Raw genomic sequence first — 23,661 nt, forward strand, 5'->3', positions numbered from 1 at the left:
TATCCTGTGCGTTACGTCTCTTATGCGCCTGAGAAGTCGAGTGGTCTTAATCGTATCGAGGTTCAACGACGCCAGCTAGCGTGTCTTTCTTGCACGTCCCAGCAGGGCTGATACGGGAGTATCCCAGCCCTTTTCCTTCAGCAACTCCATGAAGGGAGTCTTGTCCTTGGCGAGGTGGAAAGAGCCCGCTCCCCTCTGTGGCCTTGCCTCAATGCCGCCATCCAGCAAATCTCCGACATTCTCGATGAACAGGCGTTCCATCTCGCGCGAAAGCTTGTCGTAGGATGTTGCCAGCGTGTCTTTCGTGGTATCGATTTCGACCTGTTTCTGTAAAAGAATGTCGCCGGTATCAATGCCTTCATCAATTCGATGTATGGTAACGCCCCTTGGCGTTTCCTCAAGATATGACCATAGATTCGGATCGTATCCTCTGTTCCAGGGCAGGTACGAAATGTGAAGATTGATGAGCCTGCCTTGAAAAAAGTCTATCGCGTTTTTCTTGATAATCCGTTTGTATCGATAGCTTATTCCGAACTCAATAGCGTTGGCTTGCAGCCACGAAACAGTGAAGCCCCCTTCCGTTTGAAGGACTTCATGCTTCAGCTCTGCAAGTGCGTTCTCAATTGCAGGGCAAGGGGGGCCTAAGAAAAGGATTTTCACGTTCCCAACACCTCAAGAACTGCTTGCGCACCTGCGCAGCCTACCTGCGCAGCCATTGCCTTGCGTCTTTCATGATTGTTTGATTGCAGCATCCGGCCGAATGCCTCTCTGGAAAAGCGCGGAGCCAGAGTGCTTTCGGCCAGCTTTGCAACAATCCCCTTCTGGTTGTCGGCCACCTCGACAGTCAGAAAAGGCACCCGCAGGCAGCACAGCTCCCAACAGGTGCTGCCTCCTGCCGATATGCACAGGTCCGTATCCAGCAGCAGGGCGGGTATATCTTCCACATTCTGCAACAGCTCAATATCGGCAGGGCAGTCGCGCAGGCTGGCCCGAATGGTTTCTGCCGGCATGGCTCCGGTAATTACCCGTAATGTGCGCCCCTGCATCTCTGGTACACCTAAGCATGGCACCAGTTCACGCAAGTGTTCCGAAAAATCGCCGCCCCCAAGCGTGAGCAATATCTTCTGCGGGGTTTCCGGCAATTCTCTTGCGTCTGCCTTTGCACGGGCAGCGGCAAATTCGGGACGCAAGAGGAGGTAGCGTAGGCCGAGAAGTTTCTGCCCGATATTCCCCTTGTAGGCGTAGTCTTCTGCGCCAAGGTTCTGGTTCAGCAGTATGTCGCAATGGTATTCGGGCAAATGGTTGTAGTCGTCAATGACCAGCAGCTTGTATCCGGCATTGCAGACCGCCTGCTGACAGGCGTGGTCAAAGTGGTAGCCGTCCAGCACCACCCGGCAACGGCTCGCCTCCACGCCCTGTGCGGATAGTGCCAGATGCTGAAGGAGTGTTTCAGGATCTTCTTTTCCGTGAGGCTGTCCGTCCAGAAATACGACTTCGAGGTTTTCCTTTGAAAGCCGTTCCCGCAACCAGCGGATGTCGATGCGACAGGCCATGCAGACATCAAGGCCTTGGGCCTTGGCGGCCAGAGCCAGTGCCATGCACCGCATGACATGTCCGGCTCCCATGTGCGGGGGTGCGTCGGCGCGGATGATCAACCGCATCAGCACAGCCCTTGGGATCTTGCGACTAATTCGGCAAAGGCCCAATCCTCTTCCGTATCAATATCCACGGCAACGGATCGTGGCACAACGATGGCGCTCTTGCTCAAGGGAAGAAAGCTGGTGCCGCCTTCGCGCAGGAAGGCCTCCGTGGAGAACCAGTAGAAGAGTCCGAGATCATGGTATGACGGCTTGATGTCCTGTGTGCGGACAGAAACAAACTCGGGTTGGCGATAAAAGACTGTGCCGTCATCGCTGAATTGCAGCGAACGTTCTATGGGGTGGGCATACTCTGCAACAGCCATGACCAGTTCACAGCGTCTGGTTGACAGTTGCTCCAGCCCCTTCCGGAGAAACTGTGGCGTTACAAGCGCCGAAGTGCCGTACAGACAGCAGCAGTATTGCGGCAGCGTTCCGCTGCTCTGCCGCAGGCGCTGCAAGGCGTGAAGCAACACGTCTGCCGTTGTGGAAAAGTCATCGGCCAGGTGCGCCGGACGCAGAAAGGGGATTGAAGCGCCGCACGCTTCTGCCACCCTGGCGATCTCTGCATCCTCAGTGGACATGATCACAGAGGAAAAAACGCCTGACTCCAGAGCCGCCCTTATGGGCCATTCGACCATCGGGCGTCCGCAAAAGGGCCGGATGTTCTTGCGCGGCACACGCTTTGACCCGCCACGGGCCATAACAATGCAAAGGGCGTTCTGCGTCATCGTTTATTGTCTCTCAAGAAGCTGCACTACCCGTTCTATTTCGTCACGTTGCATTCCTGCCCACATGGGCAGGGTCAGAATCTCCGCATACGCAGCCTCCGCCACCGGGCAAAGGCCTTTCGCATAGCCCAGCTCCCGGTAGTACGGATGCAGGTAGACCGGGATGTAGTGGACGTTGACGCCAATCTGCGCGTCGCGCATCCGTTTGAAAACGGCATCCCGTTCAGGCGTGCGCACCACATACAGGTGATATGCATGCCGAACTCCATCGCGGCGGGCCAGAGGAGCAACTGCCGTGCCCGCAAAGGCTGCATCATACAGGGTGGCGAGAGCGTTTCGTATTTCTATCCAGCCATCAAGTTTCTTGAGCTGGCTGCTGCCAAGGGCGCATTGAAAGTCGGTGATCCGATAGTTGTACCCCAGCTCAACCATTTCATAATACCAGCCGCCCATCTTCTCGCGTTCTGCCGCCGTGGTGGTGATGCCGTGCCCTCTGAAGGCCCGCATGCGTGCAGCAAGGGCTGCATCGTTGGTGACAGCCATGCCGCCTTCGCCCGTGGTGATGTGCTTCACCGGATGGAAGCTGAAAACGGTCACATCTGCCAGCGTGCCCACCTTGCGGCCGTTGTATTCGCCGCCTATGGCGTGGCAGGCGTCCGCCACAAGCGCCAGTCCGTGCCTGTCAGCAATGCGGCGCAGCGCATCCCAGTTGCAGGGCTGACCGGCGTAATCCACGCCTATGATGGCCTTGGTGCGGGGGGTAATGGCTGCTTCCACTGCCTGCGGGTCAATGAGAAGGGTGTCTGCCTCCACATCTGCGAATACGGTATTTCCGCCGCAGTAGAGAACAGCATTGGACGTGGCGGCAAAGGTGATGGCGGGAACAATGACTTCATCCCCTTCCTTGATGCCCAAGGCATGCATGGCCGCGTGCAGAGCCGCGGTTCCGCTGGAGACGGCCAAGCCGTGAGCCGTGCCGGTGTATGCACATATGTCAGATTCAAAGAGTTCCACCGCCGGACCGGTGGTCAGAAAGTCAGAGCGCAGCGCCTGCACAACGGCTGCGATGTCCTCGTCGTCGATCATCTGGTGACCGTATGGCAGGAACGTATTCATATTATTGCACGTCAAAGCCTTGCTTGCGCAGGATTGTCCTGAGTTCCGGCGCTGAAAGCCATGTTTCGTTCGTGCTGGAATTGTACTCAAAGCCATCGGCAACGGGCGTACCTTCCGGTCCCCGGTAGCGGAACGTTTCCGGCTTGATGACGTAGTAATCGCCGATATCGATGGTATGTCTGCTGTCTTCGGCGGTAATCATGGTTTCATGCAGCTTTTCACCGGGGCGTATGCCCACTTGGACCGTTTCCATTCCGGGGGCGATGGCTTCGGCAAGGTCGGTAATGCGCATGCTGGGAATTTTGGGAACAAAGACTTCTCCGCCTCCGGCCTGTTCAAAGGCGTTCAGCACCATTCTGACGCTTTCTTCGAGGGTGATCCAGAAGCGCGTCATGCGGTTGTCCGTGATGGACAGGGGGCCGCCCTCATCACGTCTCTGTATGAAAAACGGAATGACCGAACCGCGTGACCCCATGACGTTTCCGTAACGCACGACAGAGTAGACGGTGTCGCATCCTGTGAAGGCGTTGGCAGCCACAAAGAGCTTGTCGGAACACAGCTTGGTGGCACCGTAGAGATTGACCGGCGCAACAGCCTTGTCTGTGGAAAGGGCCACAACCTTTTGCACGCCAAGGTCTGCGGCGGCGTTGACGATGTTCTCTGCACCGTAAATGTTGGTGCGTATGCATTCCGTGGGGTTGTATTCGGCTGCGGGCACCTGCTTGAGCGCGGCTGCGTGTATGACATAGTCAACACCGCGAAAGGCCCGGTATAAGCGTTCCTTGTCCCGTACGTCGCCAATGAAGTAGCGCATGCAACGATACGTTTCGGGAGAGAACCGCTGAGCCATCTCAAACTGCTTCAGCTCGTCGCGGCTGAACACAATCAGGCGGTTGGGCTTGTATGATTGCAAAACAAGCTCCACGCACTTCTTGCCGAAAGACCCGGTACCACCTGTAATGAGGATGGTTTTTCCATCAAACATGTAAACGTCCTCTTGTACGCCCTGTATCTTCAAAAAAACTCTGTGGTCTGACAGACGCTCGCTGCACGCCTCACGTGTCATACGCGCCCTTTGGGCCGCCGGTTCAGCAAGGATGGTGCGGGGATGGCGCAACGGTTCCTTGCCCTCAATCTGCGGAAACGTGCATTCCTCTGTCGTCATGTGCAGTATGGTTACCCTGAGGCAGGTTATCCAAAAAGTCCATAGCTGCCATAACTTGAGGGCATTCGAGTATTGCCGTTTTCTGCTCGTCAGGCGTTACGAGTGGAGGCAGGAGAGCAACCAATGCATCAGGAAGGTGAGCCCTGTGGCTCACGTGTCCGTCCATTTGGTTGGCTGAAGCCCGCTCTCTGCTTGATGGAAACAATGCTGGCGTACCGGTCTGCCTGAGGGCGGAGATTATTGCCCTGATGTTTATCCACGACAAAAGACGAGCCGCTCGGCCCGGCATGCGCATGGCGCGGTGAGGATGGTTGCCTATCGTTTGGCGCGTTCGAGCAGTTTGCCCAGCCTGTTCTGGAGCATCTCCGGCGTGAAGGGCTTTGGTAGGAAGGACGACACGCCGCTTTTGCGGGCAAGAGTTGCCTGTGATCTGCCGGATTCCGTGGTGGCCATCAGCACGGGGGTGGTGGCGTACAGGGGCATGGCGCGGAGTTTTTCCGTGAACTGAATACCGTCCATGACGGGCATGTTCATGTCCACGACGATAACGTCGAAGGTGCCATTAAGCGCCTCCACGATATCCAGCGCATCGCGTCCGTGTTCAGCGAGGGTGACGTCAAAGCCTATGATGGCACCATGGGTGCGGTAGAAGTTGCGCATGGCCGTGGAGTCGTCAATGGCGAGCAACTTTGGCCTGTCTGCTTCATCCCGGGGCATGCCCATGCGGATGGCGGCCTCGTCTTTACGGGCCAGTTCTCCTTGGCATTGTGCAAGGGCATCAAGAAAGACCTGCATGGTCTCCGTGTTTTTGCTTTTGAGAATAAGGCTGACGAGAATGCGGCCCGCTACGGGGTCTGCGTAGAGATGCGGGAAAAGTTTGACGGCATGCGCTTCCATGACGGCCTGCAGAATGCGTTGAGCCTGTTGATCTCGCGCGGCCATGCGGTCGGTGATGATTTCGAGAAAGCGTTTCCCCACGACTGCCGAGGTAAGGGATTCCAGTGCGTGCACCACGGCCAGCAGGGTGGTCGGTTCCTGTTCTATCGGCAGGGCATCGGTAAGTGCCACAAGGCTTTTTACGCCCGGGGTACGCCCCAGCGCTTCATAGATGGCAAAGCCCACGTTGGGGTCGGAGGCTGCGCCCTGTTCCAGCGCGTTGATGAGCGGTTCGGCCGAGGCCTTGTGCGCGATGTCGCGCAGGGCATTGGCCGCCATGATGCGGCAGTCCTTGTCGGAATCGAGCAACGCCGGGCTTACATGCGGAATGGCTGTTACACCGCACTGGACAAAGGTTTCCTGAACGATTCGTCTGGCTTCGGGGTTGCGGTGGTGTATGAACCGCGCCAGTTCGCTAAGGGCAGGCGCGTGCGCGGATGCGCCGATGCGTCCGAGACCTTCGATGGCGGCCCAGGTGGTGATGTCGCAAACGGCGTAGCGTTCTTCGGTTTCATTGGCCGCAACGATGTCCGAGAGTGCGGGAATGCTCCCCGTATCTCCGAGCATGCCCAGATACTGTATGCACAGGGATGAGACCACGGGGTCTGCGTTGCGCATGTGGTCGCGGAAGACGGGAATGGCTTCCAGAGCCCCGATGCGGCCGAGGGCGGTCAGGGTCTCGTGCAGTGAGGCCGAATCCGATGTCTTGGAGAGCTGGTTGACCAGCACCGGAGCTGCCTCATCCAGCTGCATCTCGCCTGCAAGGTCCCTGCATAGTGCGGCAAATGGGAGATGCGGGTGCTCCAGACCGCTGATTATGCTCTCTGGGGCCTTCTGCAGCAGGGTGCGGATGGAATTGCGCACCATGGTGTCAGCGGCCGTGTCGCCCGTGGGCTCCTGAAACAGGGGCATGAGGGCGGCAAGGGCTTCTCCGGAAGGTTCGGTCTGCAGCTTGTGCAGGGCCTGAGCCTGTTCCAGAAAATCGAGGGCGCGGAAAGATTCTGCAAAGGACATGCGGGCCTCCCTTGAGAGCAGCCTATCTCCGGCGACGGGTTATTCGAAGCAGAACTCTACGGTAAAGTCCCCGTTGGCAGTGGAGAAGGGGATGGCCATTATCGGGCTTTTGGTCACGTGTGTGATGGAATGGTTGTCACCCATGATGACGGAAGGAGTGGCCCCCTGAAAGACCATGCCCATTTCGGCAAGGCCGGCACGGGCCTGCCCGGAAATCATGTTGGTGACTTCGCCCACGGCATCCTTGGTGTCTTGAATAAGGTCCTGAATGTCGTCGCCGAGCATGGCTTTGACAAGGGCGATGGCGCACTTCTTGGTAAAGGTGACCGAGATGCTTCCGTTCTTGTAGCCTGTAATGCCGATAACGGCGGAAACATCGCCCTGAGCTACCGTATTCTTTTTCACATAGGGCTTTCCGGGGACGGGATTGATACCTGCCATGGTGGAAAGAACATTGACGGTGGCGCTGATAAAGGGCTTTGCGACCTCGATTCCGGTGCTCATCTGGAGGACTCCTTGCATTCCTGACAGTAGTAACTTGTTGCTGTATCTCGGCTAAATATCACGCAACATTCTTTCTGAGATAATACATAAATCGTACTGTAGATGCCTGAGCCCGTAAAGTGAATTATTGTTTGCCTGTGCCCGTTGCCGGGGACTCCTACGCGGCCAGGCGGGGTGATGCGGACGCGGCATCTCCTACCGCTTCGATATTATTCCGGATGGACTCGCAGAGCCGGTTGTTGCCGCCGGTTTTTCGTTCAAGCACATCCAGCGCCGCGCGGAACAGTCTGGCCGCTTCAGGGTGCTTGCCCTGTGCCGCAAGAATGAGGGCAAGATTGTTCTGTATCTTGGCGGTGTATCCCTCCGCTCCCAATGCCGTGGCCTTGCGAAGGGCCTGATGCAGCATGAATTCGGCATTCATGTAATCTCCACGGCCCATGGCCTGCATGCCTTGCGTGTTGAGAGCTCCAATCTCCTTGGCTGCGCACATAGTCTGTCTCCTTTTAGTGTTGTTGTTCCGGGTTGAGGCTGTTGCGTAATGTGGAAACCCCGCATGAGTGCACCATGCGCACGGGGATGTTCCGGGATTTCGCGTAGCTGAGCACTTCCTTGCGGGCGGCGTGCGACACCTTGCTGGTGAATACGATAACCAGATCGGGGTAGCCCATCTGACTGGATATCTGGTTCTCCTTGCCTGTGAACACCTTCAGGTCGATTCCGCGTGCCTTTGCGGCATTGATATAATCCCGCCTGAGTCTGTCCATGCCGCCTATGAGTGTCGCGCACATAGTGAATCCTGATGTTTTGAGGGTGAAAGGGGCAGATAGCTTTTCGCCTCCTCGTTATGAATGCTCTTACTTGATAATGAATTTCATTGTCAACCATAAAAGCCTGCTTTGCTCCGGAGCCGACTCCTGTTAGGTAGCGGAAGCGATCGGCGACGCCCCGGACACGTCTGTAAGGCGGTTTGGTCGCGTTGTGCGACATAATGCTTCGGTATACGGAGATATTTTGATGTTCAGACGGTTGAAACTGCATATGCGGTTCTGGTCCGTATTGCTTGCATGTGCCTGTCTTGTGTTGCCGGGCGTGGTGCCAAAGGCGGCTGCGCATCCCCATGTCTTTGTGGATGCGACCGTGGATTTTGTTTTTGGAGAAGACGGTCTTGCGGGGTTGAATGTTCGCTGGACCTTTGATGCCATGGCCAGCACGCAGTATCTGATGGATCTTGATGTAAACGGGGACGGCAAACTGACGGCGGAGGAATGGGCAACGCAGCGCGATGATATTGCCGTGTTTCTGGCCGAAGAGCGTTTCTTTACCCATGTGGCCGTGAACGGCCAGCCCGTGTTCATTCCGGCCATTCGCGATTTCGTGGCGACTTTCGAGAACGGCCAGTTGGAGTATTCATTCCACGCTCCTCTGAGTGTGCCGAATGGAGCCGATGTGTTGGTGGCCGTATTCGATCCTTCCTACTACACGGATTTTCAGGTCAGCGAAGAGAACATCCGCCTTTCCGGTCGTCCGGACGGGGCCTCCTTCTCGCTGGTCGACGCTCCTGATCTGGCCTTCTATGACGGTCAGATCATCCCGCTGGCGGCCAAGGTGCAGTTCTGATCATGCGTATACAGCGATTGACGTTTTATTGTGCAGCGGCCTGCGTGGCGCTGCTGATGCTGGTATTTCCGGTGGCCCCCGCTGTTGACGGCAGTACCGCCGGAGGTTTGGGCTTTGTGACTGCGGCTGAGGCGAACCCTTTCACCAAAGGTGCTCGCGCCAGAGGCGCTGAGGCGTCTGCGGAGCAAGGGGGCGTAGCGCGGGTGCATGCGAATGCCACGGCCATGCCGCCACAGGCCGGGAGCATACAGCCGGTTTCTCCTCATGGCGCAGTGCCTGCTGTGCCGTCATCGTCTGCGGAGTTGTCCGGGGGCGAGGCTCCTGCTCGTGATGCTGGGTTTTTCGCCATGCCGTACACCCGCATGTTGCGAACCATTACCGCCGTGCAGAAGGAATTGCGTCAGAAATTGTCCGAACTGGGCAGGGATATTGCCGACAATCCGGGCGGAGAATCCTTCTGGCTGTTCATGGGACTTTCCTTTTTTTACGGCGTGGTGCACGCCCTTGGTCCCGGGCACGGCAAGGCAGTGGTCTTTTCCTATTTTCTGGGGAAGCGCGGCAGCGTGGCCCGCGGCTTTGCCATGGGACACCTGCTTTCGTTCGTTCATGCGTTTTCGGCCGTGGTGCTTGTGTTCGTTTTGCAATGGCTCATGGGGCGTCCTGATTCGCAGGGATTCGATGAGGCCAGAGGCGTGCTGCAGCATGTGAGCTACGGCCTTGTGGCGGCAATCGGATTGATCATGCTGGTGCATGCAGTGTATGAAACCGTATCCGGCCGGCAGGCTGCGAGGGTTTGCTACGCTTCCGCACCGCAGGCGGGATACGGTGGCATTGCAGCCGTTTCGTTGCTGGCGGGGCTGGTGCCCTGTCCGGGGGCGGCACTGGTGCTGGCCTTCGCCCTGAGTCTTGGCCTGCCGTGGACCGGGCTGTTTGCCGTATTGGCTTTGGCCGTGGGAATGGGGCTGACAACATCGCTCTTTGGTGTGCTGAGCATTGTTTCGCGCAGCGCGCTTGTGCATGTGGCGGGCAGGGGGCCGAGGTTGCTTTCTGTTGCGTATAGCATGCTTGCCATTGCAGGAGCATTGGGAATAACCCTGCTCGGGACGATGCTGTTCCTTACCGTGAAGTGCTGACGCAAAAGGCCGCCCCTGAGGGCGGCCTTTTTATTGTCTGTGACATGGGCAGCTATGCATCTTCCCATTTGATGCACTGCACGGGGCACGTGTTGATGGCGTCTTCCACGCAATCTGCTTTGGATTCGGCGTCGATGACTTCTGCAAGCTCGTTGTCGCTGGACATCCTGAACGCTTCGGGGCAAAGTTCCACACACGATTCGCAGGCGATGCATTCATTGGGGTCAATTACCAGAATCTTGGCCATGGATTCCTCCAGTATTTGCCGGTACAGGGTGCAGAGGGGGTTATGATTCTGTACGGAGCTTATGCCTGTGTGGATTATGATGGCAAGGATTAATTACTGACGTTCGTACTGAAAGGTGAAGAGCATGGATTCCGGCGGAAAAATGGCAAAGGAGCATCTTGCGCGGGCGAAGGCGTATTTTCAGCGTCACGACGTGATGCGTGCGCTGGAAGCCGTGGTGAACGCCCTGCAGATCATGCAGCGCGGTATCACGGGGCCGGACAAGACTGCTGCGGATTCGGCCCTGCGGGAGATGGTTGCCCAGCTTAACAGGACAGAGGAGATTTCCTCCCGTTTTCCCAAGGGCATTCCCTATAAGCCGGGCGTGGAAAAGCAGTTGCATGCTGTGTTCAATCAGTTGCTGCAGTCCATACGCATGGAGCAGGAGCGCGAAAGCTATACGCAGACGCTGGAGCGCAAGCAGAAGCTCGACAGGTTGCTCAATTACGGACGCAAGCTGCTGGAAGCCGGCAAGGTGCAGGATGCGGAGGGAGCCTTTCAGGAAGCCGTCGAATGCTACGTGGATGAGCACGCGATGTTCCGCATGATGGGCGAGGCCTGTCTTGCGGTCAAACAGCCGCGTATGGCTGCGAAGTACCTGAAGCAGGCCGTAAAGGTCGACAAAGACCGCGTCCGTGTGGGGCAGTTGCTTGTCCGCGCGCTGGAAGAGAGCGGCAACATTCCGGCTGCCAGAAAGATGGAAGCCGAACTGAAGCTTTCCTGATCAACCAGATCATCCTACGGCAGCCATGAGCTGCCGTTTTTCATGGACGGGACGGCCGTTACATATCCAGCAGGGCGGCAACGCGTTCAGGATCGAGCGTGTGCTGGCTCAGGCCGCCTTCGTTTCCGCTGCCCAGCAGCGACATGGCTGCGCCGTAGGCCATGTCCACTTCGTCGGCTGCCTCGGGTGGCAGGGTGGCTGCGGGTGACATTTCCTGAGCGGTGCCGCTTTTCTTTTCAAGCTTTCTCTGGGCGACTTCATTGCCCTTGCGCAGCATTTCCTCGAGCTTATCGAAGGGATCGGTACGGGTAATTCCGGTAACCTGCATGATTGCCTCCATGAAATAGTTGCCGTTGGGATATCATTCCGAGACGTTAGTCTGCCGGGAAGATGTTTCCGTGCTTTGTGTAATAAGCAAGAAGCGGGCGAAATCGAACATATTCCATAAAATAAGTAGGTTGTGTGTAAGTGTGGCTGGGTGCGGTAATTGTTTCCCGGCAGCGGTCGGGTGCGGATGCCCATGCCTTATGCTGGAATCATTTATTGTTGCGGTATTATTGCTGAAATCTTCACAAAAAGAACATATTTGTAAAATCTGTTGTAAGTTTGCAGACGGCCTGCTATTGGGATAGCCCCGCCGGTGCGGCTTGGTGTCGCACCGTCATGACGTAAGGTATGGAGTTCGTTTCCGATGGTACAAGCGATTATCCGTAAAATAGATGCCTTCACGGAAGTGATTGGCAAGGCCACCATGGGACTGGCATTGCTGCTGGTTCTGCTGGTTATGGCAGACGTAGCCATGCGCTATGTGTTCAGCATCAGTTTTGCCGCTGTGCGCGAGCTGGAGTGGCATATGTATTCGATGCTGTTTCTTTTCGGCGGTGCCTACACCCTGCGCCACGACAGCCACGTGCGCGTGGATGTGGCCTACCAGCACTTCAGCCCGCGAAACCGCGCATTGATTAATGTGCTCGGCTGCCTCATCTTCCTGTTCCCCGGTTGCTTTCTGGTGATCAAGACCTCGGTCATGTTCACCAAATTCAGCTGGATGATGGCCGAGCAATCGCCCGATCCGGGCGGTCTGCCCTTCCGCTGGTTCCTTAAGGGGTGCCTGCCCGTGGCCTTTGGTCTGCTTGCCCTGCAGGGCGTTTCCTTTTTCCTGAAGAATCTGCTTGTCCTTCTCGGCAAGGCAGAGCCCGAGGAGGCGTAAGAATGGATCAGGCGCTTGCAGGCTGGCTTTTTGTCGGCATGACTTTCATGCTCATGCTTGGTTTTCCCGTGGCGTTCACACTGCTGGGCACGTCTCTGGTGTTTGGCGTCATCGGTTTCGGCTGGGATTTCTTCAACCTCATGCCCCTGCGCGTATGGGGCGTCATGAGCAACTTTACCTACACTGCCGTTCCCCTGTTCATCTTTATGGGGATGGCCATGGAGCGTTCCGGCATTGCCACCAAGCTCATCGAGTCCATGGGCACCATGCTCGGACGCGTGCGCGGTGGCATGGCCATTTCAGTCGTGCTGGTAGGTGCGTTGCTGGGGGCATCGACAGGCATCGTGGGCGCCACCGTGGTGACCATGGGGCTGCTTGCCCTGCCCACCATGATGCGCTGTGGCTATAAGAATACCCTTTCCACCGGTGTTATCGCCGCGTCCGGTACGCTTGGTCAGATCATTCCGCCTTCCATCATTCTCATTCTGCTGGGCGACATCATCGGCGTTCCGGTGGGTGATCTTTTTATCGGTGCGCTTGTCCCCGGCTTCATGCTGGTTCTGTTCTACATCATCTATATCATGATATATTCCAAGGTCTGGCCGGAAAATGTTCCTGCCGTGACCTGTGCCCCCAAATGCAAGCCCGGGGATCCCGGGTATGACGCCTGCGCCCTTGATCCCGACATGCCGAGCATGCGAGATCTCATGGCTGCCTTTCTGCCGCCTCTGTTCCTCATTCTGGCGGTGCTGGGTACCATTTTTGCGGGCATAGCCTCTCCCACGGAAGCCGCAGGGGTGGGCGCATTCGGTGCGCTTATTCTCAGCTACGTGAACGGCAAATTCAGCTGGCAGATGCTCAAGGAAGTCATGGAATCCACCATGCGCCTGACAAGCATGATCTTCATCATTCTTGTCGGCGCCACAGCGTTCGGTCTGGTTTTCCGCGGGCTCGGCGGCGACCACCTGGTGCGGGAATTCGTGCAGACGCTGCCCTTCGGCAAGTGGGGCGTGCTGGCGATCGTGATGTTCCTCATCTTCCTGATGGGATTCTTCCTCGACTTCATCGAGATCACCTTCATTCAGATTCCCGTTCTGGCGCCGATCATGATCGAGTCCGGCTTCGATCCCACCTGGCTCGCCCTGATTTTCGCCCTTAACCTGCAGACGTCCTTCCTTACGCCGCCTTTCGGGTTTTCGTTGTTCTACCTGAAGGGGGTCTGCCCGCCGCAGGTCTCCACACTGGATATCTACAAGGGGATTATTCCGTTCGTGCTCATCCAGTTGCTGGTGCTCGGCATCTGCGCCGCCTTCCCCGACTTGCTGCTGTGGCTGCCGCAGATGGCTGCCGCACGGTAGGCGCTGTTTTGTCTGAAAGATGAAGCCCCGCAACGGATGTTGCGGGGCTTTTGTTTTTCCAGAGGAGGCTGGTCGGGACTACTTCGCGTCTTCCTTCAGCGTGACGATGAGGCCGCTGAGCGCCTCTGCCTGCTGTGAAAGCTCGCGGATGTCTTCGTCAGATTCCACAACGCGCCGGGCGTTTTCCTGCGCGATGATGTTGATTTCATCAACACTGTGGGTGATCTCTTCGGAGGCTGCGGACTGCTCTTCGGAAGCTGTGGCAATGGACTGCACCTGACCGGCTGCTTCCTGTGCCATGCGCACAATCTCTTCAAGCAGCTTGCCGGATTCCAGCGAGAGCTCGGATGCCCCGTGTATGGCGTTCACGGCTTCGTCCATGCCCTGCACGTTGAGGCGGGCAAGGCCCTGAATCGAATTGATGTTGTCGCCCACTTCCTTGGTGGCGCCCATGGTCTTTTCAGCCAGCTTGCGCACCTCGTCGGCCACCACTGCGAAGCCACGGCCCGCTTCGCCGGCACGGGCTGCTTCAATGGCGGCGTTCAGGGCCAGCAGGTTGGTCTGGTCGGCAATGTCGTTGATCACGTTCATCACGTGGCCGATGGCATCCGACTGTTCACCCAGCTTGTGCATGTTGCTCTTGAGTTCGTTGGTCAGGGTCTGCAGGTTGTTCATGGCGGAAACGGTCTTGGTTACCATTTCTGCTCCCTGCAGTGCCTTTTCCCGCGACTTTTCGGTTTGTTCGGCTGCCTCGCTGGCGTTACGCGCCACTTCCAGCACGGTGGCGTTCATTTCTTCCATGGCGGTGGCGGTTTCACTGATGCGGGACATCTGGTTGTCCGTGCCGCCGCGGATTTCATCACTGCGGTTGGAAAGGTCCACAGTGGCCGTGTTGATGCGTTCCACTACACCTTCAAGGCGGCCTGCGGCGGTGAGCATACCTTCCTTGGTGGCCTGTTCGGCCTTGGCCATGGCTTCTTCCGCCTTGCGCAGGGCATCTCGGGCAATCTCTGTCTGTCTGTTGGCCTCTGCGCCCTTGACTTCCATGTCTTCAATGTTGGCCTTGAGCGTCTTCACCATGGTGCCCAGAGACAGTTGCAGTTGCGCCACTTCATCCTTGCCCTTGGGAGCGATCTGCACGTTGAGGTTGCCTTCAGCAACGGCATTGGCTGCTGCGGTAGCCTCGCGCAGGGGGCGCGTGATGGAAAGGTTCATCGCAATGCTCAGCGGCAGAATACCGAAGATCATGATGGCGGCGAGAATGGCGACAGTGGTGTAGGTCGACGTGGAGACAATGTCACCGATCTTGTTTGCAATGCGCTGCTTTTCCACTTCCACGTTGTCAACGTAGACGCCGGTACCTGCCCAGTAGTCCGTGCCGGGAATCATCATGGCGTAGCTGATCTTGGGTTGCGTGCCCATGTTCGGCTTGGGCCAGGTGTATTCGACAAAGCCGCCACCGTCATGGGCCGCCCGGGCCAGTTCGCGGATGACGAATACGCCGTTGGGATCCTTGGCTGCGCCCTTGTCCTGTCCGACAGTGTCAGGACTCGCGGCGTGGGCGACTACCGTAGTGTCGCGGTAGACGAAATAGTAGCCGGACTTATCTGCTTCGTACCGGATGGAGTTTGTGGCCTTGCGGATGAGGTCGTCCCGTTGGTCTTCCGGGGCGGCAGAGATCATTGTGTTTATGGTGCTCACAAACGTGAGGGTTGCCAGTTGCAATCTGGCCTTGTGGTCCTTGAGCATGACCGTTTGTGTTTCGGTCACGCCTATGTTTGCCACCTTGTCTGTGAGTTGTACGAATACAGCAACCGTTGCACTGATGAACAAAGCCATCAGGATGATCAGTGCAATGATTCTGCTGCCTATGGGAATATTTCTGAACATTGTCGCCTCCTTGGATAAATGTGTCTGCCAACGCCCCCCGTGGCATTTGGAACAGCTCTCCATCCGGCCCCCTATTCCTTTCCGAATGGTTATGTAGTCATATCGGCGGATTAAGGATTACCGTTATATCGTGTAAGGAAAAAATGTATCTACTTTTTAACAACAGGAGGAGGCAGTAGATGTTGCAGGTATGGAGTGTTTGCAAAGACACTGTTGGTGGAGTGGTTAATCATGCAGTTTATCCTTTCACGACTTATGGTCAGACCAATTTGTATGCCTGGCAGGGGTGCTAATGAGACTTACTATATTTATATGGCTTCGAGCTGGTCGTTTCAAGAGAAAATGCTGTGAGTATATGTATAAAAAACCCCCGCCTTCCTCTGGAGGGCGGGGTTTTTGGTGGTTCTTTGCAGTACTGCTATTTAGCGTCTGCCTTCAGGGAATGAATAAGGCTGCTCAATTCATTCGCTTCTTCAGCTAGTTGCTGGATGTCTCTGTCCGATTCGGCAACGCGATGGGCGTTCTCGTTCGCTATCTGGTTGATTTCGTCAACGCTGCTGGTGATCTGTTCAGATGCGGCGGATTGTTGTTCGGCTGCAGTGGCGATGGACTGTACCTGCATGGCTGCATCCTGCGCCATGGAAACGATTTCATACAGCATCTGGCCGGACTGGTTAGAAAGATCCGTGGCTCCGTTGATGGCATTCACGGCTTCGTCCATGCCGTCCACGTTGGCCTTGGCAAGGCCCTGGATGGACTTGATGCTTTCGCCCACTTCCTTGGTTGCGCCCATGGTCTTTTCAGCCAGTTTGCGCACTTCATCGGCAACCACGGCGAACCCGCGTCCTGCGTCACCGGCGCGCGCAGCTTCGATGGCAGCGTTCAGAGCCAGCAGGTTGGTCTGGTCTGCAATGTCGTTAATGACGTTCATGACCTGACCAATGGCTACGGACTGTTCGCCAAGCTTGTGCATGTTCCCTTTGAGGTTCGTCGTAAGGGTTTGCAGGTCGTTCATGGACTTTACGGTGTCCGATACCACGGTCGAGCCCTGCAGGGCTTTTTCACGTGATTTTTCAGTCTGGTCGGCGGCTTCGCCGGCATTGCGGGCCACTTCCAGCACTGTGGCATTCATTTCTTCCATGGCGGTGGCGGTTTCACTGATGCGGGACATCTGATTCTCGGTACCGCGTCTGATCTCATCACTGCGCGTGGCAAGGTCATTGGTGGCGTGCGAAATGCGGGAAACAACCCCCTCGAGTCGACCGGCGGCGGTGAGCATGCCTTCTCTCGTGGCTTTCTCGGCCTGCAGCATGGCGTCTTCAGCGCGCTTGGCCGCTTCGCGGGCGGATTGCGCCTGCCGGTTGGCTTCTTCCTCTTTGGCGGCCATGTCCTGAATGTTTCGTTTCAGGGTTGCCACCATTTCATTGAGGGACTGCTGAAGGTTGGAGACTTCGTCCCTGCCCTTGGTGTTCAGCTGTACATCCAGATTGCCGTGGGCCACGGCATCGGCAGCGGCGGTAGCTTCCCGCAACGGACGGACAATGGAGGCGATGAGGGTAAGGCTGAACGGCAGCACCAGAATCAGGAAGACAGCGGCCAGCGTGCCGAGGGTCCATGTGGTCTTGGTGGTGACGATGTCACTGATTTTGGACTCGATGCGGGCCTTTTCCATGTCCACGTTGTCGACATAGATGCCGGTTCCGATCCAGCTGTCAGTGCCGGGAATGAGATTGGCGTATCCCAGCTTGAGGGTCTGGCCTGCGCCGGGCTTATCCCAGAAGTAGGTGACGAACCCGCCGCCGTCATGCGCGGCCTTGTTCAGTTCGCGTACCAGATACACACCATTGGGGTCCTTGAGGTCCTTGAGATCCTTGCCTTCAAGTTCCTTCTTGGGAGGCAACACCTGAACTGTGGTATTTTCATACACGAAGTAGTAGCCGGAGTTGTCATCCTCGAAGCGGAATTTGTCGATTGACTTGCGGATGATCTCCAGTTGCTCTTCCTTTGTGGGCGCGTCTGCTATGAGTACGCCCAGCGCTTCGGCAATCGTGTCTGTAGCGAGCTTCAGGCGTCGCTTGTGATCCTCCAGCATTACGTTCTGGGTTTCCTGCAGCTCTGCCTGCGAAACTTCCGCCGTGAGGCGGATGAACGCAAAAATGCTGATCGCCATGAACAGCGTCATGAAGATGAGCAGGGATAATACACGTTTGCCAATGGTGATGCTGCGTAACATAGAACTCTCCTGCCGGGATTAGAAGGTTGTGCCGCATTATAACTATGCGGTAGCGATGCAAATAATGCAAGTGGTTGTGCTGCCTAGGGGCGCAAAAAAGGACCGCACACACGGTGCGTCCTGAATACATGCCGGTCCGGCTCAGCGTTAGGTAGGGTCTAGAGGGCCTGCGTAATGTGCTGCAGGTCGAGCACGCTGTTCACAAGCGCGGCCGCCCGTTCGATTTTCACCAACTCGCGCAATTTCTGACTGGCGAGAATGGTCTCCATCTGCTTGGCCACGGTGTAGGTGTCGTCCTTCACCTGAATGACGGGCACGCCCTTCTGCTCGGAGCGGGCTCTGACCAGTTCGTTGGGTGCGATGTTGCCTGTGAGAATGAGGCAGGGGCAATCGCCTTCGAGGGCGACCAGTTGCAGGTCGGTGCGGTCGCCGCCGACAATGGTGGCGGAGTTCCGCTGGCGGCGGAAATAGGTCATGAAGTTTTCCACCTGCATGGTGCCGATGAGAAAATCTTCTATGATGCGCTGGGACTGGGCGTTGCCGGAAATGATCTTGCCACCGAGACGCCATGCCAGTTCGGAAGCCTTGATGGCGTTGAGCAGCGGATCGCGCGGAATGATGCCCAGCACCTTGATGTCCTGCTCGCTCAGATAGGGCACCAGAATTTCGACCGCATCGCGCATGAAGAGTTCCGGTACGTCATTGAAGAGAACACCCAGCAGGGAGTCGCCAAGGCATTCTCGAATGCTGAGCACGGCGTCGTAATGCAGGGTGTTGTCGAAGCGGTCCACGAGGATGGTCTTGAGCCCGAGGGCACGGACGATGGAGACGCCATCCACCCCACGGTGCTTGCCGCGGTGCAGGAAGGAGCCGCTGCCGCAGACGAGCATGACGTCCTTGTCGCGGGAAAGCCGTTCATAGGCCGCACGGATGCGTTCCATGCAATTTTCCGGCTGGATGAGACGCGTTGCCCGCAGATTCTGGGGAATGATGACGGGAGTCAGTTCGTCCGGTGCGGCGTCCAGACCAAGGACTTCGCGAATGAGCATGGCGTCTTCATCGCCGATGATCTCATCCACGGTGACGGGCAGTGCGCCAACCGGCTTCATGTAACCGACGCGAAGGCCCTGCTTTTGCAGTGCCAGCCCAAGGGCAAGGGCGGTGATGTTCTTGCCTGCAAACGCGCTGGTGGAGCCTATGTAGATGCCTGTCATGGAGTTCCTCCCGTATGGACAAGGGGTTGCGCCGGAGTAATGCGGTTGATTGAGCGTTCTGTCAAGTCGGACGAAAACGGGGCAGGGTTGTGTTCAACCCCGCCCCGCAACATGTCTCAAACCCAGGTGATGTTAGCCCTTGAGGACTTCCATGGTCGCCTGAGCGATTTCGAGTTCTTCGTTGGTGGGGATGACCAGCACCTGCACCTTGCCGCCCTTGCTGATGGAGCGGGCAACACCGCGGCGGGTGTTGTTTTCTTCGATATCGATTTCGATGCCGAGGTGTTCCATGTCCTTGCAGACTTCTGCACGCATGAATTCGTCGTTTTCGCCGATACCGGCGGTGAAGATAACTGCGTCAACTTCGCCTACAACGGCCATGAAGGCACCGATGTACTTCTTGATGCGATAGGACATCATTTCAAATGCGAGCTGAGCCTTTTCGTTACCTTCCTGACGTGCGGAATGGATGTCACGCATGTCGTTCATGCCGCAGATGCCCTTGAGGCCGGACTGCTTGTTCATGACGTTGTCCATCTCGGCAGCGGAGATACCGGTCTTTTCCATGACGAAGGGCACGATGGCGGGATCGATGTCGCCGCAACGGGTACCCATCATCAGACCCTCGAGCGGGGTCAGACCCATGGTGGTGTCCACGCACTTGCCGTTCTTGACGGCGCACATGGAGCAGCCGTTGCCGAGGTGGCAGGTGATGATGTTCAGTTCGTCCAGGGGCTTACCGAGGAACTTTGCAGCCTGCTTGGTCACATAGCGGTGCGAGGTGCCGTGGAACCCGTAGCGACGTACCTGCAGGTCTTCGTACATGGAGTACGGAAGGGGGTAGAGGAACGCCTTCTTGGGCATGGTCTGATGGAATTCGGTGTCGAATACGCCAACAGAGGGCACGCCGGGGAAGAGTTCTTCAGCCACTTCGATGCCTGCAAGGTTTGCAGGGTTGTGCAGGGGGCCGAGGGGGAAGTATTCGCGGATAACGTCCTTGGCCCAGTCGTTGATCTTGAGAGACTTGGTGATCTTTTCGCCGCCGAGCAGAACGCGGTGGCCAATGGCGTAGATTTCGGACTTGTCCTTGATAACACCGTTTTCGCTGTCGGTGATCAGGTCAACTACGCGCTTCATGCCGGCAACGTGGTTTGCAAATTCTTCGTTGATGGCGATCTTCTTTTCAGCATCGGTGTCGGGATGGATCTTGTGGGTCAGTTTCCCGTTGGCTTCACCAATGCGCTCAACAAGGCCGGAGCACAGAGAGGTCTCAGTCTCCATGTTGATGAGCTGATATTTGATAGAAGAAGAGCCGGAGTTGATAACGAGTACGTTCATGGTGGTTTGGTTCCTTGCGGACTCTATACGAGTCCCTTTTCAGCCTGCGCCTGTATGGCGGTAATGGCTACGGTGTTCACGATATCGGGTACCGTGCAGCCGCGGGAGAGGTCGTTAACGGGCTTGTTAAGACCCTGCAGCACGGGGCCGATTGCCACTGCATTTGCCGCACGCTGAACAGCCTTGTAGGTGTTGTTGCCGGTGTTCAGGTCCGGGAAGATGAAGACGGTCGCCTTGCCTGCTACCTCGGAGTTGGGCAGCTTGGTGGCGGCTACGTCTGCATCGATGGCTGCGTCGTACTGGAGTGGGCCTTCCAGCAGCAGCTCGGGGGCACGTTCCTTGGCAATGCGGGTGGCTTCGATGACCTTTTCCACGTCAGCACCCTTGCCGGAAGAGCCGGTGGAATATGATAGCATGGCTATGCGCGGGTCAACCCCAAAAATGCGGGCCGTCTCACAAGAGCTGATGGCGATTTCCGCCAACTGCTCGGAAGTGGGATTGGGATTCACTGCGCAGTCGCCGAATACCAGCACGCGGTCCTTCAGGCACATCAGGAAGACCGAGGACACGATGGATGCGGTGGGCTTGGTCTTGATGAACTCGAATGCGGGACGAATGGTGTGGGCGGTGGTGTTGATAGCGCCGGAAACCATGCCGTCGGCGTCATCCTGCTTAACCATCATGGTGCCGTAGTAGGTGGGGTCGGACATGGCGTCGCGCGCCTGTTCCATGCTGATGCCCTTCTTCTTGCGGAACTCGAAGTAGGCTTCAACGTACTTCTCGAAATTGGGCGACAGCTCGGGCTGAATGATCTGGATATCGCCAAGGTCGAGACCAAGCTCGGAGATCTTCTTGCCGATTTCATCGGCATTACCCAGCAGGATGATTTTGGCAACGCCGCGGCGGTCGAGGATTTCGGCTGCACGCAGGATGCGTTCTTCAGCGCCTTCGGGCAGGACAATGCGCATCTTGTTGCGCTTGGCCTTTTCGATGAGGTTGAACTCGAACATCTTGGGCGTGACGCGGGTGGACTTGCGGCCGATGACGCGCTTGGCGATTTCGGCAGTGTCCACGCATTTTTCGAATACGCCGAGGGCGGTGTTGATCTTGCGTTCGTTTTCAGGGTCGATCTTGCCGTACAGGTCGTTGAGGATCTGCGTGGTAAGATAGGTGTGTTCCTTGACGGAAAGAACCGGAACCGGAACGCCGGTCCAGCCTTCGATCAGGCGGTGCACGTTGGGCGCGGGCTGCAGGCCACCGGTGAGCACGATGCCGGAAATGTCGGGGTAGGCGTTGGAAAGACGGGTGGCAAGCGTGGCAATGATGATGTCGCTGCGGTCACCGGGGGTGATGATCAGGCTGCCGGGGTTCACGTAGTCGAGGAAGTTGCCGATCTGCATGGCGGCGATGAGGTAGTCGTCCACCAGGGTGTCCAGACGGCCGTGACCGTAAAGAACGGTACCCTTCAGCCACTTCTTCACGTCGTTCATGGTGGGCTTGCCCAGAGTGGGCTCGTCCGGAATGACGTACACCGCAAGGGGGTTGGTGCAGCGGGTCTTGCATTCGAGAGAGTTGATGATCTGCTCGGCGCTGACGCTGTCCTTGTCCGCACGGTTGATGATGGCCGAAACGATGTCCAGCCCCTTTTCCTCGAGGGAATCAATGGTCAGCTGGGTGGAGCCGATGATTTCATCGGTGCTCTTGCCCTGACCGTTGGCGATGACCACCACGGGGCAGCCAAGGTTCGCGGCGATGTCGGCGTTCAGGTCGAACTCGAACGCGGCGTCCTTGCCCAGGAAGTCGGTGCCTTCACACAGTACGAAGTCGTAGTTGTCTGCGAGCTTCTTGTACTTGTTCAGGATGTTGTCGAGAAGGGTGGCGTGCTGGCCGTGATTAATGAGTTCACGGGCTTCGTTCAGCGAGTAGGCGTAGGTATCCTCGTAAGGAATATCCAGCCCGAAGTGGGTGAGGATCAGGTTGATGTCATGATCCCGAACGTCACGGTTGGGGTTGTTGATGATGGGCCTGAAGAAGGCGACTTTACGGATATCCCTGAGCAGTAGCTGCATCATGCCCAGTACGACGGCGGATTTGCCGCTCTTGGACTCCGTGGCTGTAATGTACAGGTTGTTGGACACTGTTAGGCTCCTTGCATATCCAGACACACAAAGCCGGACGCGATACCGGCTGTAACGAATCGGGACCCATTCCCGAAACGAAAAAGCGCCCGCCCCCTCTCAGAGGAACGGGCGCATTTTTACATATTAGAGCGTTTCCGCGTATATCTCAATGCTATGTTTCACTGCGACACTGTCATTGTTCTGGGACAGCATGTCAGTGATCTGCATCATGCACGCGGGGCAACCGGTGGAGAGCACCTTTGCGCCGGAGGCGACGATGTTCTCGCGCTTGCGTTCGCCGATCTTCTTGGACAGATCGTAGTGGTACAGGTTGAAGGTACCGCCGCAACCGCAGCAACGATCCGCTTCGCTCATTTCCACCAGTTCATAGTTGGGGTTCATGCGGATGAGATCGCGGGGCTGGGAAGCAACCTTCAGGCTCTTCTTCAGGTGGCAGGAGTCATGGAAGGTGACCTTGGTGCCGCCCTTGGGAGCCTCGGTGGGCTTCACGCCCAGCACGTCCACGACGAACTGGTTAATGTCCATGGCCTTCTTGGAGATCTTGGCGATCTTGTCCTGCACTTCCTTGGGATACTCGGCCGAGAACTGGGGCCAGAGTTCGTGAATGGTGGAGATGCAGGAGCCGCAGGGGGCCACGATATAGTCGTAGTTGCCGTCGCCGAAGATGTTCACGTTGAACTTGACCATCTTGTCGTAGGCAACGCGGTCACCGGCAGACAGGGCGGGAATGCCGCAGCACGCCTGAGCGGAGGGCATCCACACGCCTACGCCGTGGTGACGGAAGACCTTCAGGCAGGCTTCGCCGGCCTTGGTGTACATCTTGTCGGCCACGCAGCCGGGGTAGAACAGGACACGGATGCCGGACTTGCCGGCGGGGGTGTCGATGGTTCCGTACTTGCTGTGCAGGGACTGCTTGGCAAGCGGGGAGAAGTGGCGGTCGCCGATGACGGGCGACAGGAACTTCGAGCAGGAGGAACCGAGCAGTTCGTTGGCCTGGCTGGTGAACAGCCCCTGGAACTTGGAACCGAAGTCAAGAAGGGCGTTGAACAGCTTGGGGTTGCCCACCATGCCGCGCAGAATGGCCTTTTTGACCGGGGAAAGCCCCATATAGGTGTTCACGATGGTGCGGCCCTGGAGGAAGATGTCCATGATGCGCACGCCGGAAGGACAGTTGGCCGCACAGGAACCGCAGAGCAGGCAGCGGTTCAGACGTTCCTGAACGCCTTCGGCGTCCTTGATCATCTCGTGGGCGAGGTTTTCCAGCAGGGCGATCTTGCCGCGGGTAACGTCGGATTCGCGCATGGTTTCGGCGAATACAGGGCAGACAGCCTGACACATGCCGCACTTCATGCAGGCAACCATCAGGTCATCCAGTTCCTCGAGCATCTTTGCAAGTTTATTCAGATCGGCCATG

At 57.1% G+C, this 23,661-nt stretch carries 22 protein-coding genes; 5 read left to right on the top strand and 17 right to left on the bottom strand.

Going from position 1 to position 23,661, the window contains the following annotated elements; translation table 11 throughout:
• Positions 1-75: 75 nt before the first annotated feature.
• From N1030_RS14475 to N1030_RS14515, 9 genes are all read right to left on the bottom strand, one after another.
• Positions 76-660 (bottom strand): formyltransferase family protein, encoded by a 585-nt coding sequence (locus N1030_RS14475; RefSeq protein ID WP_265826204.1) that lies wholly within the window; start codon positions 658-660, stop codon positions 76-78.
• Positions 657-1,661: a UDP-2,4-diacetamido-2,4,6-trideoxy-beta-L-altropyranose hydrolase gene (gene pseG / locus N1030_RS14480; protein WP_265826205.1), complete on the bottom strand. Its 1,005-nt coding sequence runs from the start codon at positions 1,659-1,661 to the stop codon at positions 657-659. The genes N1030_RS14475 and pseG overlap by 4 nt, the downstream gene beginning before the upstream one ends.
• Positions 1,661-2,368 carry a pseudaminic acid cytidylyltransferase gene (pseF, locus tag N1030_RS14485; RefSeq protein ID WP_338033311.1) on the bottom strand — a complete coding sequence of 236 codons (708 nt, stop codon included), beginning with the start codon at positions 2,366-2,368 and terminating at the stop codon, positions 1,661-1,663. Before pseF ends, pseG begins: the two co-directional genes overlap by 1 nt.
• Before the next feature lie 3 nt (positions 2,369-2,371).
• Positions 2,372-3,484, bottom strand: a complete 1,113-nt coding sequence (gene pseC, locus N1030_RS14490; RefSeq protein ID WP_265826206.1) for a UDP-4-amino-4,6-dideoxy-N-acetyl-beta-L-altrosamine transaminase — start codon at positions 3,482-3,484, stop codon at positions 2,372-2,374.
• A gap of 1 nt (position 3,485) precedes the next feature.
• Entirely contained in the window at positions 3,486-4,469 is a 984-nt protein-coding gene (pseB, locus tag N1030_RS14495; RefSeq protein WP_265826208.1) for a UDP-N-acetylglucosamine 4,6-dehydratase (inverting), read from the bottom strand.
• A 495-nt stretch (positions 4,470-4,964) separates the two neighbouring features.
• Positions 4,965-6,599: a response regulator gene (locus tag N1030_RS14500; RefSeq protein WP_265826209.1), complete on the bottom strand. Its 1,635-nt coding sequence runs from the start codon at positions 6,597-6,599 to the stop codon at positions 4,965-4,967.
• Positions 6,600-6,638: 39 nt separating this feature from the next.
• Complete coding sequence (locus N1030_RS14505; RefSeq protein ID WP_265826210.1) at positions 6,639-7,103, bottom strand: chemotaxis protein CheX; 465 nt, start codon at positions 7,101-7,103, stop codon at positions 6,639-6,641.
• Positions 7,104-7,260: 157 nt separating this feature from the next.
• On the bottom strand, positions 7,261-7,593 hold the full coding sequence (locus tag N1030_RS14510; RefSeq protein ID WP_265826211.1) for a tetratricopeptide repeat protein: 333 nt from the start codon (positions 7,591-7,593) through the stop codon (positions 7,261-7,263).
• Between the two features lie 13 nt (positions 7,594-7,606).
• Entirely contained in the window at positions 7,607-7,891 is a 285-nt protein-coding gene (locus N1030_RS14515) for a DUF2325 domain-containing protein (protein ID WP_265826212.1), read from the bottom strand.
• Between the two features lie 226 nt (positions 7,892-8,117).
• Here N1030_RS14515 and N1030_RS14520 point away from each other — a divergent pair, with 226 nt between their 5' ends.
• On the top strand, positions 8,118-8,720 hold the full coding sequence (locus tag N1030_RS14520) for a DUF1007 family protein (RefSeq protein ID WP_265826213.1): 603 nt from the start codon (positions 8,118-8,120) through the stop codon (positions 8,718-8,720).
• A 2-nt stretch (positions 8,721-8,722) separates the two neighbouring features.
• Positions 8,723-9,853, top strand: a complete 1,131-nt coding sequence (locus N1030_RS14525) for a nickel/cobalt transporter (RefSeq protein WP_265826214.1) — start codon at positions 8,723-8,725, stop codon at positions 9,851-9,853.
• A 52-nt stretch (positions 9,854-9,905) separates the two neighbouring features.
• Here N1030_RS14525 and N1030_RS14530 read toward each other — a convergent pair whose 3' ends face one another.
• Positions 9,906-10,100, bottom strand: coding sequence for a ferredoxin (locus N1030_RS14530; RefSeq protein WP_265826215.1), 195 nt, complete (start codon positions 10,098-10,100; stop codon positions 9,906-9,908).
• Positions 10,101-10,224: 124 nt separating this feature from the next.
• On the opposite strand from N1030_RS14530, the gene N1030_RS14535 reads away from it, so the two are divergent.
• A complete protein-coding gene (locus N1030_RS14535) occupies positions 10,225-10,863 on the top strand; it encodes a tetratricopeptide repeat protein (RefSeq protein WP_265826216.1) in 639 nt (212 codons plus the stop codon).
• A gap of 58 nt (positions 10,864-10,921) precedes the next feature.
• Here the strand turns inward: N1030_RS14535 and N1030_RS14540 are convergent, their stop codons facing one another.
• Positions 10,922-11,191: a hypothetical protein gene (locus tag N1030_RS14540; protein WP_265826217.1), complete on the bottom strand. Its 270-nt coding sequence runs from the start codon at positions 11,189-11,191 to the stop codon at positions 10,922-10,924.
• A gap of 363 nt (positions 11,192-11,554) precedes the next feature.
• On the opposite strand from N1030_RS14540, the gene N1030_RS14545 reads away from it, so the two are divergent.
• Both N1030_RS14545 and N1030_RS14550 read left to right on the top strand, forming a co-directional pair.
• Positions 11,555-12,073, top strand: a complete 519-nt coding sequence (locus tag N1030_RS14545) for a TRAP transporter small permease subunit (RefSeq protein WP_265826218.1) — start codon at positions 11,555-11,557, stop codon at positions 12,071-12,073.
• Between the two features lie 2 nt (positions 12,074-12,075).
• Positions 12,076-13,431 carry a TRAP transporter large permease gene (locus N1030_RS14550; RefSeq protein ID WP_265826219.1) on the top strand — a complete coding sequence of 452 codons (1,356 nt, stop codon included), beginning with the start codon at positions 12,076-12,078 and terminating at the stop codon, positions 13,429-13,431.
• Between the two features lie 78 nt (positions 13,432-13,509).
• Here the strand turns inward: N1030_RS14550 and N1030_RS14555 are convergent, their stop codons facing one another.
• From N1030_RS14555 to N1030_RS14580, 6 genes are all read right to left on the bottom strand, one after another.
• Entirely contained in the window at positions 13,510-15,321 is a 1,812-nt protein-coding gene (locus tag N1030_RS14555) for a methyl-accepting chemotaxis protein (protein ID WP_265826220.1), read from the bottom strand.
• A 418-nt stretch (positions 15,322-15,739) separates the two neighbouring features.
• Positions 15,740-17,554: a methyl-accepting chemotaxis protein gene (locus N1030_RS14560; protein WP_265826222.1), complete on the bottom strand. Its 1,815-nt coding sequence runs from the start codon at positions 17,552-17,554 to the stop codon at positions 15,740-15,742.
• A 158-nt stretch (positions 17,555-17,712) separates the two neighbouring features.
• Positions 17,713-18,768: a phosphotransacetylase family protein gene (locus N1030_RS14565; RefSeq protein ID WP_265826223.1), complete on the bottom strand. Its 1,056-nt coding sequence runs from the start codon at positions 18,766-18,768 to the stop codon at positions 17,713-17,715.
• Between the two features lie 132 nt (positions 18,769-18,900).
• Entirely contained in the window at positions 18,901-20,106 is a 1,206-nt protein-coding gene (locus N1030_RS14570) for an acetate kinase (RefSeq protein WP_265826225.1), read from the bottom strand.
• Between the two features lie 23 nt (positions 20,107-20,129).
• A complete protein-coding gene (gene pta / locus N1030_RS14575; protein ID WP_265826226.1) occupies positions 20,130-22,244 on the bottom strand; it encodes a phosphate acetyltransferase in 2,115 nt (704 codons plus the stop codon).
• A gap of 126 nt (positions 22,245-22,370) precedes the next feature.
• On the bottom strand, positions 22,371-23,660 hold the full coding sequence (locus N1030_RS14580) for a (Fe-S)-binding protein (protein ID WP_265826227.1): 1,290 nt from the start codon (positions 23,658-23,660) through the stop codon (positions 22,371-22,373).
• Position 23,661: the final 1 nt, after the last annotated feature.

It is taken from the genome of Desulfovibrio mangrovi (genome assembly GCF_026230175.1).
Lineage (GTDB): Bacteria > Desulfobacterota > Desulfovibrionia > Desulfovibrionales > Desulfovibrionaceae > Halodesulfovibrio > Halodesulfovibrio mangrovi.